We start from the raw sequence: 21340 nt of genomic DNA on the forward strand, positions 1-21340 counted from the left end.
TCTCATAAGTTCTTCCTAATGATGGTTTGGTTGCTTTTCATTATAGTTCTTATGGGACTTTTTGTCTGCATTCAAAAAGCTCTATAATCTCTACAGTAGTTTTACCCACTACAGAAATTATAGAGCCAATTTTATAAGCTTTGGTTTTTTCTTTTCTCCTTTGACATCCGTCTTGAAAACGGTTATAATAATCACAAAATAACCTTTAAATGAGTCCAGAGAGGCTTGAAAGGTCGGACAGAGTGAAACAGCAGGGGATTTCCTGTGATTTTTTGTGCGACCTTGCCATGTGGCGAGGTTTTTTTGATGACAGTTTGCAGTTTAGAAAGGGTTGTCATGATTTTAGTTGAAGATTTAACCATTGTGAGTCAGCGTGAGATTGCACCTCGTATTTTTGAGATGGTGCTAAAGGGAGAGATGGTTACGGATATGCAGGTTGGTCAGTTCGTCCACCTCAAGGTGCCAGACCCAAGTAAGCTCCTTCGTCGTCCGATTTCCATCTCAGAGATTGACTACGACAAGAAAGAGGCAACCATTGTCTATCGTGTGGAGCGTGAGGGCACAGCTATTCTCTCTAAGATGGTAGCTGGTCAAACCATTGATACCATGGGCCCTCAGGGAAATGGTTTTGATATTTCCGTTGTCGATGCTGGGCAGAAAGCTCTCCTTGTTGGTGGTGGTATCGGTGTGCCACCTTTGGTTGAGACGGCTAAGCAGTTGAAGGCTAAAGGTGTGGAAGTCGTGTCTGTGATTGGTTTTGCCAATAAGAAAGCCGTCATCTTGGAGGACAAGCTCAAGGCTTGTGGTGATGTTTATGTGACCACTGATGACGGTTCATACGGTATCAAGGGTTACGTTTCGACGGTTATTGATGGTTTCGACTGGACTCCAGATGCCGTTTACAGTTGCGGAGCTCCAGGCATGCTTAAATATGTCGATAGCAAGTTTGAAAATCATCCTCATGCCTATGTTTCTATGGAAGCTCGCATGGCTTGTGGTATGGGTGCTTGCTATGCCTGTGTGGTTCACGTAAAAGGAGAGTCGGATGCCAAAAATCTTCGTGTTTGCGAGGAAGGGCCGGTCTTCCCCACCGGAAAAGTCATCGTCTAGGAGGTTACCATGTCAGAGACTAAATCAGAAAATCGTTTAGCTATTAGCCTTCCAGGGCTCGACTTGAAAAATCCCATTATCCCAGCCTCAGGTTGCTTTGGTTTTGGGCAAGAGTACGCCAAGTATTATGATTTGGACAAACTAGGTTCTATCATGATTAAGGCAACAACTGCCAACCCTCGTTTTGGTAATCCAACACCACGTGTGGCTGAGACACCATCAGGCATGCTTAATGCCATTGGCTTGCAAAATCCTGGTGCTGATGCTGTCTTGTCTGAAAAACTACCTTGGTTGCAGGAGCATTATCCTGGGCTTCCAATCATTGCCAATGTAGCTGGATTTTCTAACGAAGAATATGCGGAAGTCTCTCACAAGATTTCCAAAGCTAGCAACGTCAAGGCTATCGAGCTTAATATCTCATGTCCAAACGTAGACCATGGCAATAACGGCCTTCTCATCGGACAAGTCCCAGAGCTTGCCTACGCAGCCGTAAAAGCCAGTGTCTCTCATTCTGATGTGCCCGTCTATGTCAAACTGACACCAAGCGTGGCTGATATCACAAGTGTAGCCAAGGCAGTCGAAGATGCCGGTGCGACAGGCTTCACTATGATTAACACCTTGGTTGGTACACGCTATGACTTGGCGACTCGCAAACCTATCATTGCTAATGGTCAAGGTGGTATGTCAGGGCCAGCTGTCTTCCCAGTAGCCCTTAAACTCATCCGCCAAGTTGCTCTAGCGTCAGACCTCCCAATCATCGGTATGGGTGGCGTCGACAGTGCCGAAGCGGCTATCGAAATGTTCATCGCTGGTGCCTCAGCTATCGGTGTCGGAACAGCCAATTTCGCAGATCCCTATGCCTGCCCTAAAATCATTGACCGTCTCCCTGAGGTCATGGACAAGTATGGCATTACAACTCTTGAGGACTTGCGCAAAGAAGTTCGAACAGAGTTGTTGGGGAAATAAGGAAAGTAATCTCTTTACAATAAATAAAAATCGAAGTCCTATCGTTAGGGCTTCATTTTTTAGATAAAATATTAGAATATATTGACGATTAGAATTGTGGTGATATAATATATGCCATGAAATACTCAGAGGTAGCTTATGAGCGAGCGATTTATATATTCAAAGGTCCAATTATTACCTGTCCTTATCCGAACAAAGAATTATCATAAAAAATGATAATAAAGAGATTGTCAAAGAAGTGTCTATTTCACTCGTTAATAATGTGTTACTTTTTGGTAATGCACAACTAACCACCCAACTCATCAAAGCTTTATCAAAGAACAAGGTGAATGTTTACTATTTTTCAAACGTCGGTCAATTTATTTCTAGTATTGAATCCCACAGGCAGGATGAATTTCAAAAGCAAGAGTTGCAAGCAAAGGCTTATTTTGAAGAGGATTTCCGTTTAGAGGTTGCGAGGAGTATTGCTACGACAAAGGTAAGGCATCAAATTGCCTTACTTAGAGAGTTTGATACGGATGGTCTACTAGATACCTTGGATTATTCAAGATTTGAAGATAGTGTCAATGATATTCAGAAGGCTTATTCCATTACAGAAATTATGGGTTACGAAGGTCGCCTTGCGAAATCCTATTTTTACTATCTGAATTTACTGGTTCCTGATGACTTCCATTTTAATGGTAGGAGTAGACGGCCTGCGCAAGATTGTTTTAACAGTGCCCTCAATTTTGGCTATGGTATCTTATACTCGTGCTTTATGGGGCTGATTAAGAAAAACGGGCTAAGCTTGGGGTTTGGGGTAATTCACAAGCATCATCAGCATCATGCGACCTTGGCCAGTGATTTAATGGAAGAATGGAGACCTATCATCGTCGATAATACGCTTATGGAGTTGATACGAAATGGTAAACTTCTTTTAAGTCATTTTGAAAATAAGGATCAAGACTTCATACTCACTGATGAAGGCAGAGAAATCTTTGCACGGGCTTTACGTTCAAGAATATTAGAAGTCCATCAGTATATTGAGTTAGACAAAAAACGCTATTCTTTTCTTTATACAGCAGATAGGCAAATCAAGAGTTTGATTAGGGCTTTTGGAGAACTGGACCCTAGTCTTTATGAGACAAGTTACACAGGAGGGCATTAATGGGACTTTATTTTAATCTCAGTGAAGAAGAACGTGAGTTTGCCAAACAAAAAACCATGTTTTGTCTGATTATTTATGATATCCGAAGTAACAAACGTAGACTTAAACTCTCCAAGTTACTTGAAGGTTATGGCGTGAGGGTGCAAAAATCCTGTTTCGAGGTCGACCTGTCAAGAAATGATTATCAGTCTCTCCTTAAGGATATCGAGAGCTTCTATAAGGCTGATGAAGAAGACAGCATAATCGTATATGTGACAACCAAAGAAGAGGTGACTAGTTTTAGCCCCTACAATAGTGCTGAAAAATTAGATGACATTCTCTTCTTCTAAGCCTTTATAGGCCTGTAATCATATGGTACAATATAGATAGTGTTTCCAGTAGGTCCTACATCTTGTGTCTCTAGCAACTGTCTAGAGCACAAGATATGGGGATATAAACCTAATTACCTCGAGAGGGGACGGAAACTTACAGTAAGCCATTATATTGTTATCTGCAAATAGTGATATAAACCTAATTACCTCGAGAGGGGACGGAAACAGTCTTCTGACTGGTTGTTAATCCATTCTTGTAGTGATATAAACCTAATTACCTCGAGAGGGGACGGAAACCTTAAATCGCATTTCCAACATGTAAGAACCCCCACCGATATAAACCTAATTACCTCGAGAGGGGACGGAAACACAGATGCAGCATAAATAGTGATATTGCCAAATGCGATATAAACCCACTCATCTCGCGAGGGGACGGTAACTTTTCGTTTAACGTTTCATTAATTAATTCGTTCAGATATAAACCTATCCACCCCAAGAGGGGACGGAAACTCCCCGACATTAACGCTATCGTACTGTTCCTTGCTGGGATATAAATCTATATACCTCGAGAGGGGACGGAAACAAAATCTTTGTCAAACATCGTTGACCTCCAATTGTTTAGATATAAACCTATTCACCTCGAGAGGGGACGGAAACACGTGGATTGTCTGGCGTAGTGGTTAAAGCTACTGTGATATAAACCTATGTACCTCGAGAGGGGACGGTTACTCAATGTAATCAATCCTATTATTTAGTTCTTTAAACCTATATACCCCGAGAGGGGACGGAAACGCAGGAGTTTCACTCGTTCTTGGTGCAGTACTTGGTAAAGTACGGATATAACCCTATCTACCTCGAGAGGGGACGGAAACCTGCTAAATATGCTTCAAAAAGATCATTAATGTTTTGATATAACCCTATCTACCTCGAGAGGGGACGGTAACGTAAGGTTGTAGAGTTTAGGAGTTGCCTTAGATTTGATATAACCCTACATACCTCGCGAGAGGACTTTTTTGAAAATTTTGAAAACAGTCTTGACACCGCTTCCAGAAAGTGTTAGACTAAAAGCACATTAAGGGCGCCCCAATGAGGTGAAAAGTACTTTCAGCTTTTGGGGTTTTTTCATACAAAGATGAAGGAGTCGAATGAAAAAATTAGTATTTACTTTTAAAAGGATCGACCATCCTGCACAAGATTTAGCTGTTAAATTTCATGGCTTCTTGATGGAGCAGTTGGATAGTGACTATGTTGATTATCTGCATCAGCAGCAAACAAATCCCTATGCGACCAAGGTAATCCAAGGGAAAGAAGACACGCAGTGGGTTGTGCATATGCTCACAGATGACCTCGAGGATAAGGTTTTTATGACCTTATTAAAGATAAAAGAGGTGTCCTTAAATGACTTGCCTAAACTCAGTGTCGAAAAAGTTGAGATTCAGGAGTTAGGAGCAGATAAACTGTTAGAGATTTTCAATAGCGAGGACAATCAAACCTATTTTTCAATCATTTTTGAGACTCCGACAGGTTTCAAATCACAAGGTTCCTACGTCATCTTCCCGTCTATGCGTTTGATTTTTCAAAGTTTGATGCAAAAGTATGGAAGGTTAGTTGAAAATCAGCCTGAAATTGAAGAGGATACCTTAGATTACCTATCTGAACACAGCACAATCACGAATTATCGCTTGGAGACGAGTTATTTCAGGGTGCACGGGCAAAGAATTCCTGCCTTTAGAGGAAGGTTAACCTTTAAAGTACAAGGCGCTCAAACTCTAAAAGCTTATGTCAAAATGCTTCTAACATTCGGTGAATATTCAGGTCTTGGCATGAAAACGAGTCTCGGTATGGGAGGGATAAAGCTTGAAGAAAGAAAAGATTGATTTATTTTACGGAGCTCTTTTGCATGATATCGGTAAGGTCATTCAAAGGGCGACAGGAGAACGAAAAAAACACGCCCTGGTAGGCGCGGATTGGTTTGATGAGATTACTGATAATCAGGTCATTTCAGATCAAATTAGATATCACATGGCTAACTACCAGAGTGATAAACTTAGCAATGACCATCTCGCTTACATAACTTATATCGCTGATAACATCGCATCAGGTGTCGACAGAAGACAGTCAAATGAGGAGAGTGACGAGGATGCATCAGCTAAGATTTGGGATACCTATACAAACCAGGCTGATATTTTTAATGTTTTTGGAGCTCAAACGGATAAACGCTATTTTAAACCGACGGTTCTAAACTTGAAATCTGAACCTAACTTTGCGTCGGCAACCTATGAACCTTTCTCAAAAGGTGATTATGCGGCGATTGCGACGCGTATCAAAAATGAATTGGCAGAATTTGAGTTTAATCAAGCACAAATGGATTCTTTGTTAAATCTGTTCGAAGCAACCCTCTCTTTTGTGCCATCTTCGACTAATACTAAGGAAATCGCTGATATTTCACTTGCTGAGCATAGTCGTCTGACAGCAGCTTTTGCTCTAGCCATCTATGATCACTTGGAAGACAAAGGTCGTCATAACTATAAAGAGGACTTGTTTACTAAAGCATCAGCTTTTTATGAGGAAGAAGCATTTCTCCTAGCTAGCTTTGACTTATCAGGGATTCAAGACTTCATCTATAATATAGCGACCAGTGGTGCTGCTAAGCAATTGAAGGCTCGTTCTTTGTATCTTGACTTTATGAGCGAGTATATAGCAGATAGTTTACTTGATAAACTTGGCCTCAATCGGGCTAACTTGCTCTATGTCGGTGGAGGACATGCTTACTTTGTCCTAGCCAATACTGAAAAAACGGTAGAAACACTCGTTCAATTTGAAAAAGATTTCAATCAATTTTTATTGGCAAATTTCCAAACCAGATTATATGTTGCCTTTGGTTGGGGAAGCTTTGCGGCTAAGGATATCATGAGCGAACTGAACTCACCTGAAAGCTATAGACAGGTCTATCAAAAGGCTAGTCGCATGATTTCTGAGAAAAAAATCTCAAGGTATGATTATCAAACCCTTATGTTGTTGAACAGGGGTGGTAAATCTTCTGAAAGAGAGTGTGAGATTTGTCATTCCGTTGAGAATTTAGTTTCTTATCATGACCAGAAAGTGTGTGACATTTGCCGAGGCTTGTATCAATTTTCTAAAGAGATTGCCCATGATCATTTCATTATCACTGAAAATGGAGGGCTTCCTATTGGTCCGAATGCCTGTCTTAAAGGTGTTGCATTTGAAAAGCTAAGCCAAGAATCTTTTTCCCGTGTCTATGTCAAAAATGACTATAAGGCTGGTACGATCAAGGCAACCCATGTTTTTGTTGGAGATTACCAATTCACAACTATTGATAAATATGCTGATTTATCTAAAAATGAAAACAAATTAGGTATTAAACGTTTAGCTGTTGTACGTCTTGACGTGGATGATTTGGGAGCTGCTTTTATGGCCGGCTTCTCCCAACAAGGAAATGGGCAATATAGTACCCTATCACGCTCAGCCACTTTCTCACGAAGCATGAGTCTTTTCTTCAAGGTTTTTATTAACCAGTTTGCTAGTGATAAGAAGCTCTCTATCATCTATGCCGGCGGGGACGATGTTTTTGCTATTGGATCTTGGCAAGATATTATTGCCTTTACTGTTGAACTCCGTCAGAACTTCATTATATGGACAAATGGAAAGCTAACACTCTCAGCTGGTATCGGTCTGTTTGCTGATAAGACCCCTATTAGCTTGATGGCACATCAAACAGGGGAGCTAGAAGAAGCAGCTAAGGATAATGGGAATGATAATAAGAAAGATAGTATTTCACTCTTTAGTACAGACTATACCTTTAAATTTGACCAGTTTATCACGAATATTTACGACGATAAGTTAGAGCAGATTCGCTATTTCTTTAATCACCAAGATGAACGAGGTAAGAATTTCATTTATAAATTGATTGAATTGCTTCGAAACTACGAGAGTGAAGAAAAGATGAATGTTGCCCGATTAGCTTACTATTTGACACGTCTGGAAGAGTTAACAGACAAAGAAGAAAGAGATAAATTCAAACAATTCAAGAAATTATTCTTCAAATGGTATACAAACAATGAATCAGACCGTAAAGAGGCGGAATTAGCTTTGCTTCTCTATGTTTATGAAATTAGGAAGGATTAATACATGGCAATTTTAACTGATGAGAATTATGTAGATAAAGCAGAACGTGCTATTTCATTACTTGAAAAGGATAATAAAGGGAATTATTTACTAACAACGTCACAAATTAGAAATTTATTATCCTTATGTAGTTCTTTATATGATAGAAGTAAAGAGAGAAAGTTTGATGAATTAATAAATGATGTTTCCTATTTAAGAGTACAATTCGTCTATCAGTCTGGAAGAAACTCTGTAAGAGTTAATAGACAGACATTCTTCCCTGTTAAGGATTTGGTAGAAAAAGGCCAAATTCTTGAAGCGCTTAAGGAAATTAAAGATAGAGAGACACTTCAAAGATTTTGTAGATATATGGAAGCACTAGTGGCCTATTTCAAGTTTTATGGAGGTAAAGATTAATGACATTCGCTAAGATTAAATTTTCAGCTCAAATTCGTTTAGAGACAGGCCTTCATATTGGGGCTAGTAATGCTTTTGCTGCCATCGGTGCTATCGATTCGCCTGTTATTAAAGATCCTATTACTAACCTACCAATCATTCCTGGTTCAAGTCTCAAAGGAAAAATGAGAACGCTTCTTGCCAAGGTTTATAATGAAAAGGTAGCTGAGAAACCAAGCGACGACAGTGATATTCTTAGCCGTTTATTTGGAAATAGTGAAGATAAACGATTTAAAATGGGCCGCTTAATTTTTCGTGATGCCTTCTTGTCAAACGCTGATGAGCTAGACTCTCTTGGAGTAAGAAGTTATACAGAAGTAAAATTTGAAAATACAATTGACCGTATTACAGCCGAAGCCAATCCAAGACAAATTGAACGTGCTATTCGTAACAGTACCTTTGATTTCGAGTTGATTTATGAAATTACAGACAAGAATGAAAATCAAGTCGAGGAAGATTTCAAAGTAATTCGAGATGGATTAAAACTACTTGAACTTGATTATCTTGGTGGTTCTGGATCTCGAGGTTACGGTAAAGTTGCTTTTGTAAACCTCAAAGCTACTACCGTATTTGGAAATTATGATGTTAAAACATTAAATGAACTTTTAACTGCGGAGGTCTAATATGACCTATAAACTGTATATTATGACCTTTCAGAATGCTCATTTTGGTTCGGGCACTCTTGATAGCTCAAAATTAACATTCTCAGCAGACCGTATCTTCTCAGCCCTAGTGCTAGAAGCCCTAAAAATGGGAAAACTCGATGCATTTCTTGCGGAAGCCAACCAAGACGATTTCACGCTCACAGATGCCTTCCCATTTCAATTTGGTCCCTTTTTGCCGAAGCCTATCGGTTATCCCAAACATGACCAAATAGATCAATCAGTTGATGTCAAAGAGGTTCGCCGTCAAGCAAAATTGTCTAAGAAACTTCAATTTCTTGCTCTAGAAAATATTGCCGATTACCTCAATGGAGATTTATTTGAAAATGAAGAGCATGCTGTCATTGATACTGTGACAAAAAATCAACCACATAAGGATGGTAATCTTTACCAGGTAGCTACAACCAGATTTTCAAATGATACGTCGCTTTACGTCATCGCAAACGAATCTGATTTGCTTAATGAGTTGATGACTAGTCTTCAATACTCAGGTCTTGGTGGAAAGCGTTCAAGTGGTTATGGTCGTTTTGAGTTAGATATTCAAAATATCCCACTTGAATTGTCAGATAGACTGACTAAGAATCATTCAGATAAAGTGATGACACTTACGACAGCACTTCCTGTAGATGCTGACCTTGAAGAAGCAATGGAAGATGGTCATTACTTATTAACTAAATCAAGTGGTTTTGCATTTAGTAATGCCACTAATGAGAATTATCGTAAACAGGATCTTTACAAATTTGCTTCTGGTTCAACTTTTAGTAAAACATTTGAAGGGCAGATTGTTGATGTGAGACCACTTGATTTCTCTCATGCTGTTTTAAATTATGCTAAACCACTCTTCTTTAAATTGGAGGTATAAAAATGAAAAATGACTATAGAACATTTAGATTAAGCCTCCTGACACTTGCTCCAGTTCATATTGGTAATGGAGAGAAATATACCTCTAGAGAATTTATCTATGAAAATAAGAAGTTTTACTTTCCTGACATGGGGAAATTCTATAATAAAATGGTAGAGAAGAGGCTTGCTGAAAAGTTTGAAGCATTTCTAATTCAAACTCGTCCAAATGCACGTAATAACCGTCTTATTTCTTTCTTAAATGATAACCGAATTGCAGAGCGTTCTTTTGGAGGTTATAGTATCTCTGAAACTGGTTTAGAATCGGACAGAAATCCTAATTCAGCCGGAGCTATTAACGAAGTTAATAAGTTTATTCGAGATGCTTTTGGAAATCCCTACATTCCTGGTAGCTCACTAAAAGGTGCTATTCGTACCATTTTAATGAATACTACCCCTAAGTGGAATAATGAAAATGCTGTAAATGACTTTGGAAGATTTCCTAAAGAGAATAAGAACCTTATCCCTTGGGGACCAAAAAAGGGAAAAGAATACGATGATTTGTTTAACGCAATCCGTGTGAGTGATAGTAAGCCTTTTGATAATAAGACTCTTATCTTGGTCCAGAAATGGGATTATTCAGCGAAAACCAATAAGGCTAAACCACTCCCTTTGTATAGAGAATCAATTTCTCCATTAACAAAAATTGAATTTGAGATTACAACAACCACTGATGAAGCTGGAAGATTGATTGAAGAATTAGGTAAGAGAGCACAAGCGTTTTATAAAGACTATAAGGCATTTTTCCTATCTGAATTTCCTGATGATAAGATTCAAGCCAATCTACAATACCCAATTTATTTAGGTGCGGGGAGCGGTGCTTGGACAAAGACCCTATTTAAGCAGGCTGATGGTATTTTACAAAGACGTTACAGTCGAATGAAAACTAAAATGGTTAAAAAAGGAGTTCTTAAGCTCACCAAAGCACCTCTTAAAACAGTTAAAATTCCATCTGGTAATCATTCATTAATCAAGAACCATGAGTCCTTTTATGAAATGGGGAAAGCTAATTTCATGATTAAGGAGATTGATAAATGAGAGCACTTATATCAGCTGTAGGTGACACAGACCCTTTTAGAAATTTTCATGATGGCGCCTTAATTCATATTGCAAGAAAATATCGTCCCGAAAAAGTTATATTGATTTTTTCAGAACATACTGCAAAAAAACAAGGTAATATTGAAAAAGCCTTGTTTTCTATTGCTCCTGATTATGAGCCTGAACTCATAATTCATGATTCCATTATTAGTGATAATGAGGTTCATATTTTTGATGTGATGTTTCAACGTTTCTCTGATATTTTGCAAGAATACTATACTAAAGAAGATGAATTTATCTTGAATCTTTCTAGTGCAACACCACAAATCAAATCTGCTCTATTTGTGATTAATCGTTTAAATGGTATCAATGTCAAAGCGGTTCAAGTTTCGAGTCCTGAACACGCTTCAAACGAGAACATCGGTCATGATAATGATGAGAACATTGATGAACTCATCGAAATCAATGAAGATAATAAAGTCAATTTTATTGACCGAACGATTGAAGATAATGCTGAGAAATTTAATCAGGCTCTCTTGAAGAAAACTGCTCGAGATTTTATTGAGAAGTTTGATTATAAGGCGGCACTAGATATTCTAGACCAATTATCAGATTTCCCGAATTTAAAAAGTGTTCGAGAAGAAATCCGTGATGTTGTCAACTGTCTGTCTAAACAAGATGTTCCAAAAGGGTTACGTCATAAAAAATTGAAGGAAGAAGAACAAAAAATTCTCAGTGCCTATTTGACCATTGAACTGCAAAGAGAACGTGGGAACGTTAGTGAAAGTTTTATACGAATTAAAAACTTAACGGAGTTTATTTTGGAAGACTATATTGAAAAAAGAAACCCAGGTTTAATCGATGATTATTGTGAAAGTATTCAGAAATATTATCTAAGTCTCTTCGATTATAGTAAACTTTTAAAAGCAACAAGAGAATTTAAGCTTAGAAAAACAATCGCTCCAATTATTGAGATGAATTCTTCTAGAAATACGGTTGCCCACAGCTTAAGTCCTTTGGACTCAGATGCAGTTAAACAACTGGGGATAGCTATGAAAACCTTAAAAACTCTAGTGAGAGAACAATACCATTTTAGCCAGAGTGATTTTAATTTTTATCAGGATTTGAATAAAAAATTATTGACTAAGTTGAACTAAAGAGGTGATCCAAATTGAAAATTTTAATCTCTGCTGTAGGCACAACCGATCCTATAAGTAATAATCACGATGCAGCTTTACTTCATATCGCAAGAAATTATAGACCTGACAAGATTGTCCTTGTATATAGTCAAGAAATGATGGTCAAACAAGATTTGATAAATAAGGTTTTGCTCTCAATCGAAAGCTATAACCCTATCATTGAAATTGACTCTACAATCTTGAATAACGACGAAGTCTTTCTTTTTGACAAAATGTATGAAGTTATGGGGCAAATTGTTCAAAAGTATACTAATGACGATAACGAAATCATCTTGAACTTGTCATCAGGTACACCACAAATTATTTCAGCTCTCTTTGCCCTTAACCGTATCAATGACTATAACACACAAGCTATTCAGGTTGCCACTCCTAAAAATGGAGCAAACAGAGAGTACAAGCCTCTAACTGACTCTGAGATAGATGCTCTTATTGTGGAAAATCAAGATAATAGTCTGGATTTTGTTGACCGAAGTATTAAAGATAAATCTGAGAAATTTACTCAAGCATTAGTCAAACGTCATCTTAGAAGTTTAATTGCTTCCTTTGATTATCAAGCAGCAGAAGCGATAATCAATCGAAAAGAATATAATAAATTACTATCTAAAAAGAGAATTGCTTATATTCGTGAGAAGCTAAACGATTTTTCACGAGTTTTCAAAAATCAGTCTATTCTTTCAGATATCCTATCGTTTCCTCTCGATGACTCCCAAAAGAAGGCTTTGAATTACTATTTGATGATTGATGTTTTAAAAGAACGTGAGCATATTGCTGATGTCTTAATTAAGGCAAAATCACTAGCTGAATTTGTCATCGAAGAAACCATCAAAAAAGATCATGAGGGCTTAATTGTATTTGATGGCAATCTGCCAAAACTTAATCCAAGTTTTCCTGATTGTGAGGCAATTTTAGACGATATTGATAAGAAAATGAAAAAATCTAGGGGTATTGAAGACACTGAAGAACGTATTTTTTCAGTACAATCTACACTTAATCTATTATCTTACTTGAATATCCTTGAGTTCTATGAATATGATTCTCAGCTTCAAACAGCGATTAATGGCATTTTAAGTTTGAATGGGGAACGAAATAAAGTTGCTCACGGTTTGTCAGAAATTGATACGCGATTATTAAGTCGTAAGAAATTAAAACAACTTTCCGAAAACTTGCGATTGCTTCTTGTTGATTGTTTGGACATTGATTCAAGCTATTTTAACTATTATGACAAACAAAATAAAGAGCTTATAAAGATGCTTGAATAGATATTTGGGTGTCATCCCCCTTTGACAATCCCATATAAAAGCGCTATAATAGAACAAATTGAACTGAACCTTTAATCGAGTCCAGAGAGGCGAGAAAGGTGTACTGAGATGCTACGGCATCACTAAAGGGTAGGGACTGCCCTGTTTTCGTGCAACCTTCGCTGACTGGCGGAGGTTTTTTGTGTGAAAGGATATAAGAAATGAGAGAAAATCGTCCTGTTATTGCCCTTGATTTCCCGAGTTTTGAGGATGTGAAGGCATTCCTTGCTAAGTTTCCTGCTGATGAAAAGCTCTATGTGAAGATTGGTATGGAACTTTACTATGCGGCTGGTCCAGAGATTGTTCGCTATGTTAAAGATCTTGGCCATAGTGTTTTCCTTGACCTTAAGCTTCACGATATTCCAAATACTGTCAAATCTGCAATGCGTGTTTTGTCTAACCTTGGTGTTGATATGACAAATGTGCATGCGGCTGGTGGTGTGGAAATGATGAAGGCTGCGCGTGAAGGCTTGGGTGAAGGTCCAATCTTGATTGCTGTAACTCAGTTGACCTCTACCTCTGAAGAGCAGATGCGTGATTTCCAAAATATCCAAACGACACTTCAAGAATCAGTGGTTCATTATGCTAAGAAGACTGCTGAAGCAGGTCTTGATGGTGTTGTTTGCTCAGCACACGAAGTCGCAAAAATCAAAGACGCAACAAATGAAGATTTCGTTTGTTTGACACCTGGTATTCGTCCAGCAGGAGCAGCGGTTGGTGACCAAAAACGTGTCATGACACCTACCGACGCGCGTCAAATTGGTTCAGATTACATTGTTGTTGGTCGTCCAATTACACAAGCTGATGATCCAGTAGCAGCTTATCACGACATCAAGGCTCAATGGAACGGTCAATAAATTTTCAAAAAGACCTTATTTCATAGGAAAATAGATTGAATTAGGTTATAATAAAGAGTAGAAAACGCTTTAAGGAGGATAATAATTATGACATTAGCATCACAAATCGCATCTGACTTGCTTGATATCAAGGCTGTTTACCTTAAACCTGAAGAACCATTTACATGGGCATCAGGAATCAAATCACCAATCTACACAGACAACCGTATTACTTTGTCTTACCCAGAAACTCGCACACTTATCGAAAATGGTTTTGTGGAAAAAATTAAGGAAGAATTTCCTGAAGTAGAAGTGATTGCTGGTACTGCAACTGCTGGTATTCCTCACGGTGCTATCATCGCTGACAAGATGAACCTTCCATTTGCCTATATCCGTAGCAAACCAAAAGATCACGGTGCTGGTAACCAAATCGAAGGTCGTGTGGTTAAAGGTGAAAAAATGGTTGTTGTTGAAGACTTGATTTCAACTGGTGGATCAGTGCTTGATGCTGTAGCAGCTGCAGAGCGTGAAGGGGCTGATGTTATCGGTGTTGTGGCTATCTTCACTTACGAATTGCCAAAAGCTGAGAAAAACTTCGCTGATGCTGGCGTGAAATTGGTCACTCTTTCAAACTACACTGAGTTGATCAAAGTGGCTAAAGTGCAAGGCTACATCACAGCAGACGGACTTCAACTCTTGAAAAAATTTAAAGAAAACCAAGAAACTTGGCAAGACTAATTATCAAGATTTAAGGCGGAATGTTTCAGGCGTTTCGCTTTTTTTAGTATAATTTAGGAAATAATAGAAGTAGGGAGAATATAAGATGTCAGTAAATGAGTGGTCAGATGCAACGGCAATGGCTGAGGCAGTGCGAAATAAGACGGTCAGTCCCCGAGAACTAGTGGAGGATACTATTCGTGAAGCGGAGAGGACGAATCCTAAAATCAATGCTATTGTCAGTCAACGTTACGAGAAAGCTTTAGAAGAAGCAGAAACTAGAGACTTTTCAGATAAACCTTTTGCTGGTGTCCCAATTTTCCTAAAGGATTTAGGTCAGGAGCAAGCTGGTGAGCCGTCAACAGCGGGTTCTCGCCTATTTACAAGTTATCGGGCTAAGGAAACGGATAATTATGTTAAGAAACTTGAGGAATTGGGCTTTATTATCTTAGGACGTTCTAGCACTCCTGAGTTTGGCTTCAAAAATATCAGTGATGCTCAGATTCATGGTCCTGTCAATCTACCTGATGATGTGAGGCGTAATGCTGGTGGCTCAAGTGGCGGTGCGGCTGCTCTTGTAAGTTCTGGCATTTCTCCTTTGGCCCCAGCTAGTGACGGTGGGGGCTCTATTCGAATTCCAGCTTCCTTTAACGGCCTAATCGGTCTCAAGCCTACCAGAGGACGAATTCCTGTCGGTCCTGGTTCGTTTCGTGGATGGCAGGGAGCCTCTGTCCAGTTTGCTTTGACTAAGTCTGTTCGTGATACAAAACGCTTGCTTTATCATATGCAGACGTGTCAGATGGAAAGTCCCTTTATCTTGCCCAAACTTGACAAAGAATCTTTAGGACAACCAGTTCGACCTCTGAATATTGCTTTTTCTACTGTCTCTCCTATTGGTGGTAAGGTATCAGAATCTGCCATTACGGCGACAAAAAAGGCTGCTAGAGCATTGGAAACTCTAGGACATCATGTCCATGAAATCACCCAACAGCCTTTAAATGGTGTTGAAGCTATGCAGTCTTACTACATCATGAATAGTGTTGAGACGGCTGCCATGTTTGATGGTATAGAGGCTGGTTTGGGACGTCAGATGACGCTTGAAGATATGGAGTTAATGACTTGGGCTATTTTCCAATCTGGGCAAAAGATTCCTGCCAAAGTTTACTCTAAAGTCCTAACTCAGTGGGACCAGTATAGCCATCAGATGGCGAATTTTCATGAGTCTTACGATATTCTTCTGACTCCTACAGTTGCGGATGTGGCACCTAAGCATGGACAGTTTGCCCTTTCTGAAAACTTACAAAATCAACTCAAACATATGGCTGATTTTGACTGGCCAAAGCAGCAGGAACTTATTTGGGATATGTTTGCGGATAGTTTAGATTGGACCCCTTTCACCCAACAAGCTAACCTGACGGGACAACCATCGATTTCTTTACCTGTCTATCGTGATGGGCAAGGGCTGTCCATTGGTGTTCAACTGACAGCTGCGAAGGGAAGAGAGGACCTCCTCTTACACTTGGCCCAACAAACGGAAGAAGGTTCGGTTTTTAGCTAGCTATACTCATTCTCGGTTCAATTTTTTGTAAAACCCTTTCAAATAGTGTAGTCTAAGATTATAAGTTTTTAACTTAACTTTATTATTTGTTTTAAGGAGACACACATAGATGAAAAAGAGATTTTTCGCCGTTTTTAGCTTAATTTTGGCTGCGGTCTTTTTGGTTGCTTGCTCGTCACAAAGTACAGGTGAGAAGAACTGGGAAAAGATTGAGAAACGTGGTAGCATCAAGGTTGCGACTGCTGGAACACTTTACCCACAAACCTACCACGATGATAAGAATAATTTGACTGGTTATGACGTTGAGATTCTCAAAGAAGTTGGAAAACGTCTTAAGTTGAAAATTGACTTTACGGAGATGGGCGTGGATGGCATGCTTACCGCTGTAAATAGTGGTCAAGTCGATATCGCTAACTACTCACTCGAAGACGACAACAAGAATGTTAAAAAATTCTTGCGTTCTGAACCATATAAGTATTCATTCACTTCAATGGTAGTTCGTGAATCAGATAACTCAGGAATTTCTTCATGGAAGGACCTCAAAGGCAAGAAAGCAGCTGGTGCTGCAAGTACTAAGTACATGAAGATTGCCAAAAAAATGGGTGCCGAACTCGTCGTATATGATAATGTTACTAATGACGTTTACATGCAAGACTTGGTAAATGGGCGTACAGACGTTATCGTCAACGATTACTATTTGCAAAAGATGGCAGTAGCCGCTATCAAAGACAAGTACCCAGTTAAGATCAACGACGGTATCTACAGTAACCCTTACTCAACAAGCTTTACTTTCTCATTGAAGAATAAAACCCTTCAAGAAAAGGTCAACAAAGCCATCAAAGACATGAAGAAAGATGGTACCCTTACCAAGATTTCAGAGAAATTCTTTGCTGGTCAAGATGTTACAAAGAAAACAAAAGTTGACTATACTGAGATTGATATCTCTGATGTTGAATAATATAAGCGATCCAATTGGATCGCTTATTTGCTAAAGAAATGTTTAGAAAGTTAGACTTATGATTATTGATTTTTCACTGATCCTAAAAAGCATTCCTTATGTCCTATCAGGTCTGCCTTATACCTTAGGAATCTCGCTTTTAAGCTTTATGGTTGGGAATGTTTTTGCTATCATCCTTGCCTTTATGCGAATGTCTCAAAAGCCTTGGTTAAAGTATCCAGCCCGCATTTATATCTCCATCATGCGTGGGGTTCCTATGTTGGTCGTGCTCTTCATTCTTTACTTTGGTTTGCCTTATGTTGGTGTTCAGCTACCTGCCCTTCTTTGTGCCTTTATTGGCTTCTCCTGTGTTAGTGCCGCTTATATGGCAGAGATTTTCCGTTCATCCATAGTTGCCGTAGATAAGGGGCAGTGGGAAGCAGCTCGCTCTCTTGGTCTTCCTCAGAAGTCTATTATCCGTCGGATTATCTTACCTCAGGCTATGCGTATAGCAGTAGCCCCTCTTGGTAATGTTATTATTGATATGGTTAAGAGTTCCTCATTGGCTGCTATGATTACAGTGCCTGACATTTTCCAAAATGCTAAGATTATCGGTGGGCGTGAGTATGACTACATGTCTATGTATATCCTAATCGCCCTTATTTACTGGACTTTGAGCTTTACTTTAGAACTGCTTGAAGGCTATCTTGAAAAACGTTTAGCTACCTATTGATTTTTGAAAAAATTGTTTGAATATCTAATAAAATATTGAAATTTATTTAATTCTAATCTTATAAATGTGGTATAATAAAAGCGATTTAAAAATCAGAAAGGTCTTTTGGAATGAAGAAGAAAACAGTCGTTGCAACGACACTATCAACCCTACTCGTCTCAACTGCCATCTTGGCTAATGCTGTCCAAGCTGATGAGGTAGAAACTCATGCAGCTGTAACAGCACCAAGCACTGAAGTGGTAGCTACAGAGGCAACTACCAATGCGACATCTACTGCAGCAACAACTGCAACAAGCGAGTCTGCAGCTCCAGTAGCTAGTTCAACATCAGTTGTTACTGCTTCAACAGCTGAAACAAGCGAGACACCAGTTGCCACTGCCAGTGAAACAGCAACTGCAGCCGCAACTCCTACAACAGAAGTTGTGACAAATGCTAGCACAAGTGCCAGCAACGACACTGTAACTGTTCTTCACACCAACGATGTTCATGGTCGTATGGTTGAAGATGATCGTAACGGAGTTATTGGTGATGCCCTTTTGTCTGGTATCGTCAATGATTCTCGTTCAAAAGGAACAACCCTTGTCTTTGACTCAGGGGACTCATTCCAAGGTCTTCCAATCTCAAACAGCTCTAAGGGTGAGGACATGGCAAGCGTCATGAATGCTGTTGGTTTTGATGCCATGACGGTGGGTAACCATGAGTTCGACTTTGGTCTTGACCAATTGCGTCGTTTGAGCAAACAAATCAATTTCCCAATCATCACATCTAACGTTTACGTGGACGGCGTACGTCTTTTCCAACCATCTACAATCATTGACAAAACACCTGGTGTTGATGGAGATGAAGTAGTTGTTATTGGTGTTACTACACCTGAGACAGCTACTAAGACACACCCACGTAATATCACTGGTGTCTCTTTCACCGATCCTATTACTGAGGTTAAAGCTGTTGTTGACCAAGTAGAATCAAACGCTCGTGCCGAAGGTAAAGATTACAAAACTTACATTGTTCTTGCTCACTTAGGTATTGATACAACAACACCAGTAGAATGGCGTGGATCAACTTTAGCAGAAGCTCTTTCAAATTATGCACCACTTAAAGGTAAACGTGTACTTGTCCTTGATGGTCACTCACACACTCTTCACACAGCGACATACGGCGATAATGTCACTTACAACCAAACTGGTAGCTACCTTAACAATATCGGCCGCGTCGTTTATAATTCTGACCGTATCTTGTCACATGGCGTGATTTCACACGACGAAGCTAAGAAGAATTATCAAGTTAACCCAACAGTTAAAGCTATGATTGATAACATCCAAGCTAAGTACAAGGCAGATTCTTCGAAAGTAGTTATCGACAATAGTCCAGTTAAACTTAGCGGTGACCGTATGGACGTTCGTGTTCGCGAAACTAACCTTGGTAATGTTGTCGCTGATTCTCTCTTAGATTACGGACAATCAGCCTTCACACACAAGTCTAACCTTGCCGTAACAAACGGTGGTGGTCTTCGAGAAACAATTGCCAAAGACAAACCAATCACTAAAGGTGATATCATTGCCGTTCTTCCATTTGGTAACTCAGTTGCTCAAATTCAAGTGACAGGTCAAAATATCCATGATATGTTTGTCAAATCTCTTGGTTCTATTCTACAAGTTGACGAAAGTGGTAAAACTGTTCTAGATGAAAATGGTCAACCTCTTCTTGAACCATCTGGCGGTTTCCTTCAAGTATCAGGAGCTCGTGTTTATTATGACACAACACTTCCAGCAGAAAAACGTATCTTGTCAATTGACATTTTTGATCCAGAAACTGGTACCTATAAACCACTCAACACTAATGAAACTTACTACCTTGTAACGAATGATTTCTTGGCTGCTGGTGGTGATGGCTTCACAATGCTTGGTGGTCCTCGTGAAGAAGGTCCTTCAATGGATAGCGTCTTTGCGGATTACTTGACACATGCAGACCTTTCTAAGTATGCAGTTATCAATCCAAACTCACGTACCATTTCTATTTCAAGTGCTGATTTTGCTGCCTTGAACAAAAAAGAAAATGCAGAAGACCCTACACTTAATCCATTGAGTCCTGTTACGCCATCTAGCGTTGCTGAAGACCTTAAAACAACTAAACCAGTTGTATCTAAAGTAGTAACGACACCTAATGGTAAAGTATTCTTCGTTTCAACAAGAAACGAAGCACTTAAAGAAACAGAAAAAGTGGCAGAAGCTTCTGCTCAAACTGAAGTTCTTCCTACAACAGGTGACAAGGCCTCACACGCTGGACTCCTCGGACTTGGTATGTTGCTAACTCTCTTTGGACTTAGTGGAAAACACAAAGGTAAAGAGAAATACTAAGAAGTTTGCAGATAAAAAAAGAGTTAACCATTTGGCTAACTCTTTTTTGTTTTCTTGTTGTTGCTATGTGTTTTTCGATACTGACTTGGTGTTTGGTCGTAATAGTGTTTAAATTGACGGTTGAAATTTGATAAATTGTTAAAACCAACATCAGTAGCAATTTCCAAAACTGGTTTAACACTATTACGGAGCTCTTCACAAGCAGCATTAAGTCTTGCTTGAATGATAAATTCGGTACAAGAGGTACCAGTTTGTTGCTTAAAAATCGTCATAAAGTGAGTCTTACTATACCCCATAAGCAATGACAACTTATCAATAGTGAGATTTTCGGCATAATGCTGGTTAATGTAATCAATAATTTCCCGAATTTTTTCATTCTTACGATAATGATCATCAGAAGTCTTTCGCTCTACCAAGCGATAGAAGTAGAAGAGATAGATTAATTCCTCTAGTTTTGACTTGAGAAGAAGTTCATAGTGACGATCTTTCTGACGAATCATCTTAAAAATCTCAAAAAGAAGAGCTTTAATTTCTGTATAACCCTCGTCTGACGGTCTTAGACATTGTTTAAACTTAAAATTGGAATTCTGTAAGGGCTGAAGATAACGGAGACTAAGCAGATCCACCAGAGACTGTCCCAACATATCCAAATGAAAATGAAGAGTATCAGTATGATGAGACTGATTATCTATGGGATGAATCGAATGAAGCTCATTAGGACATATCAAAAAAATATCTCCAGCCTGACTGTCAAAATAGTCATAATCAATATGATAGCGAGCTGTCCCCTCATAAACGTACTGTATTTCAAGCTCAGGATGCCAATGAAATAAAATATCAGGGCGTCCATTTTCGACCATAGTTTCCTCCAGTCGAAAAGGAAGCAGGTTATCATCAAAATCTATCAAATGTTTAAAATCAGTATCAGTAGCTGCTTGACTCATGATTAACCTTTCAAAATCATAGGATAATACCATGATAGCATTTTCT

19 protein-coding genes are annotated in these 21340 nt (G+C 39.0%); 18 read left to right on the forward strand and 1 reads right to left on the reverse strand.

Translation table 11 applies throughout. From position 1 onward, the window contains the following. The first annotated feature begins 336 nt into the window (after nucleotides 1–336). From PCY16_RS07815 to nt5e, 18 genes are all read left to right on the forward strand, one after another. Nucleotides 337–1110 (forward strand): dihydroorotate dehydrogenase electron transfer subunit, encoded by a 774-nt coding sequence (locus tag PCY16_RS07815; protein WP_060971789.1) that lies wholly within the window; start codon nucleotides 337–339, stop codon nucleotides 1108–1110. A 9-nt stretch (nucleotides 1111–1119) separates the two neighbouring features. Next, a complete protein-coding gene (locus PCY16_RS07820) occupies nucleotides 1120–2076 on the forward strand; it encodes a dihydroorotate dehydrogenase (RefSeq protein WP_060971788.1) in 957 nt (318 codons plus the stop codon). Nucleotides 2077–2233: 157 nt separating this feature from the next. Continuing rightward, entirely contained in the window at nucleotides 2234–3223 is a 990-nt protein-coding gene (gene cas1, locus PCY16_RS07825) for a CRISPR-associated endonuclease Cas1 (protein ID WP_195413641.1), read from the forward strand. After that, nucleotides 3223–3552 (forward strand): CRISPR-associated endonuclease Cas2, encoded by a 330-nt coding sequence (cas2, locus tag PCY16_RS07830; protein WP_070577243.1) that lies wholly within the window; start codon nucleotides 3223–3225, stop codon nucleotides 3550–3552. The genes cas1 and cas2 overlap by 1 nt, the downstream gene beginning before the upstream one ends. Nucleotides 3553–4679: 1127 nt before the next feature. Next, nucleotides 4680–5411 carry a CRISPR-associated endoribonuclease Cas6 gene (gene cas6 / locus PCY16_RS07835; protein WP_070577244.1) on the forward strand — a complete coding sequence of 244 codons (732 nt, stop codon included), beginning with the start codon at nucleotides 4680–4682 and terminating at the stop codon, nucleotides 5409–5411. After that, nucleotides 5392–7680 carry a type III-A CRISPR-associated protein Cas10/Csm1 gene (gene cas10, locus PCY16_RS07840; protein ID WP_070577245.1) on the forward strand — a complete coding sequence of 763 codons (2289 nt, stop codon included), beginning with the start codon at nucleotides 5392–5394 and terminating at the stop codon, nucleotides 7678–7680. Before cas6 ends, cas10 begins: the two co-directional genes overlap by 20 nt. A gap of 3 nt (nucleotides 7681–7683) precedes the next feature. Continuing rightward, entirely contained in the window at nucleotides 7684–8076 is a 393-nt protein-coding gene (csm2, locus tag PCY16_RS07845; protein ID WP_070577246.1) for a type III-A CRISPR-associated protein Csm2, read from the forward strand. Next, nucleotides 8076–8738: a type III-A CRISPR-associated RAMP protein Csm3 gene (gene csm3, locus PCY16_RS07850; protein ID WP_070577247.1), complete on the forward strand. Its 663-nt coding sequence runs from the start codon at nucleotides 8076–8078 to the stop codon at nucleotides 8736–8738. The genes csm2 and csm3 overlap by 1 nt, the downstream gene beginning before the upstream one ends. Before the next feature lies 1 nt (nucleotide 8739). Beyond that, a complete protein-coding gene (gene csm4, locus PCY16_RS07855) occupies nucleotides 8740–9639 on the forward strand; it encodes a type III-A CRISPR-associated RAMP protein Csm4 (protein WP_195413621.1) in 900 nt (299 codons plus the stop codon). A 2-nt stretch (nucleotides 9640–9641) separates the two neighbouring features. Then, nucleotides 9642–10715 carry a type III-A CRISPR-associated RAMP protein Csm5 gene (gene csm5 / locus PCY16_RS07860; protein ID WP_195413622.1) on the forward strand — a complete coding sequence of 358 codons (1074 nt, stop codon included), beginning with the start codon at nucleotides 9642–9644 and terminating at the stop codon, nucleotides 10713–10715. Further along, nucleotides 10712–11872, forward strand: coding sequence for a type III-A CRISPR-associated CARF protein Csm6 (gene csm6 / locus PCY16_RS07865; RefSeq protein WP_195413623.1), 1161 nt, complete (start codon nucleotides 10712–10714; stop codon nucleotides 11870–11872). The genes csm5 and csm6 (PCY16_RS07865) overlap by 4 nt, the downstream gene beginning before the upstream one ends. A 14-nt stretch (nucleotides 11873–11886) precedes the next feature. Beyond that, the gene (gene csm6 / locus PCY16_RS07870) at nucleotides 11887–13173 is read left to right on the forward strand and encodes a type III-A CRISPR-associated CARF protein Csm6 (protein WP_195413624.1); all 1287 of its coding nucleotides are present in this window, start codon (nucleotides 11887–11889) and stop codon (nucleotides 13171–13173) included. 200 nt (nucleotides 13174–13373) lie between these two features. Beyond that, on the forward strand, nucleotides 13374–14069 hold the full coding sequence (gene pyrF, locus PCY16_RS07875) for an orotidine-5'-phosphate decarboxylase (RefSeq protein WP_195413625.1): 696 nt from the start codon (nucleotides 13374–13376) through the stop codon (nucleotides 14067–14069). 87 nt (nucleotides 14070–14156) lie between these two features. Further along, nucleotides 14157–14786 (forward strand): orotate phosphoribosyltransferase, encoded by a 630-nt coding sequence (pyrE, locus tag PCY16_RS07880; RefSeq protein WP_004182503.1) that lies wholly within the window; start codon nucleotides 14157–14159, stop codon nucleotides 14784–14786. Between the two features lie 85 nt (nucleotides 14787–14871). Continuing rightward, complete coding sequence (locus tag PCY16_RS07885; RefSeq protein ID WP_195413626.1) at nucleotides 14872–16323, forward strand: amidase; 1452 nt, start codon at nucleotides 14872–14874, stop codon at nucleotides 16321–16323. Between the two features lie 109 nt (nucleotides 16324–16432). Beyond that, nucleotides 16433–17281, forward strand: a complete 849-nt coding sequence (locus PCY16_RS07890; RefSeq protein ID WP_049553698.1) for a transporter substrate-binding domain-containing protein — start codon at nucleotides 16433–16435, stop codon at nucleotides 17279–17281. Nucleotides 17282–17339: 58 nt separating this feature from the next. Next, nucleotides 17340–17993 (forward strand): amino acid ABC transporter permease, encoded by a 654-nt coding sequence (locus tag PCY16_RS07895; RefSeq protein ID WP_002890981.1) that lies wholly within the window; start codon nucleotides 17340–17342, stop codon nucleotides 17991–17993. A gap of 110 nt (nucleotides 17994–18103) precedes the next feature. Further along, nucleotides 18104–20350, forward strand: a complete 2247-nt coding sequence (gene nt5e / locus PCY16_RS07900; RefSeq protein ID WP_195413627.1) for a cell surface ecto-5'-nucleotidase Nt5e — start codon at nucleotides 18104–18106, stop codon at nucleotides 20348–20350. 35 nt (nucleotides 20351–20385) lie between these two features. Here the strand turns inward: nt5e and PCY16_RS07905 are convergent, their stop codons facing one another. Continuing rightward, nucleotides 20386–21327, reverse strand: a complete 942-nt coding sequence (locus PCY16_RS07905) for an AraC family transcriptional regulator (protein ID WP_083306768.1) — start codon at nucleotides 21325–21327, stop codon at nucleotides 20386–20388. Nucleotides 21328–21340 lie beyond the last annotated feature (13 nt).

Origin of the sequence: Streptococcus sp. SS4, assembly GCF_030440125.1 — a bacterium.
Classification (GTDB): Bacteria; Bacillota; Bacilli; order Lactobacillales; family Streptococcaceae; genus Streptococcus.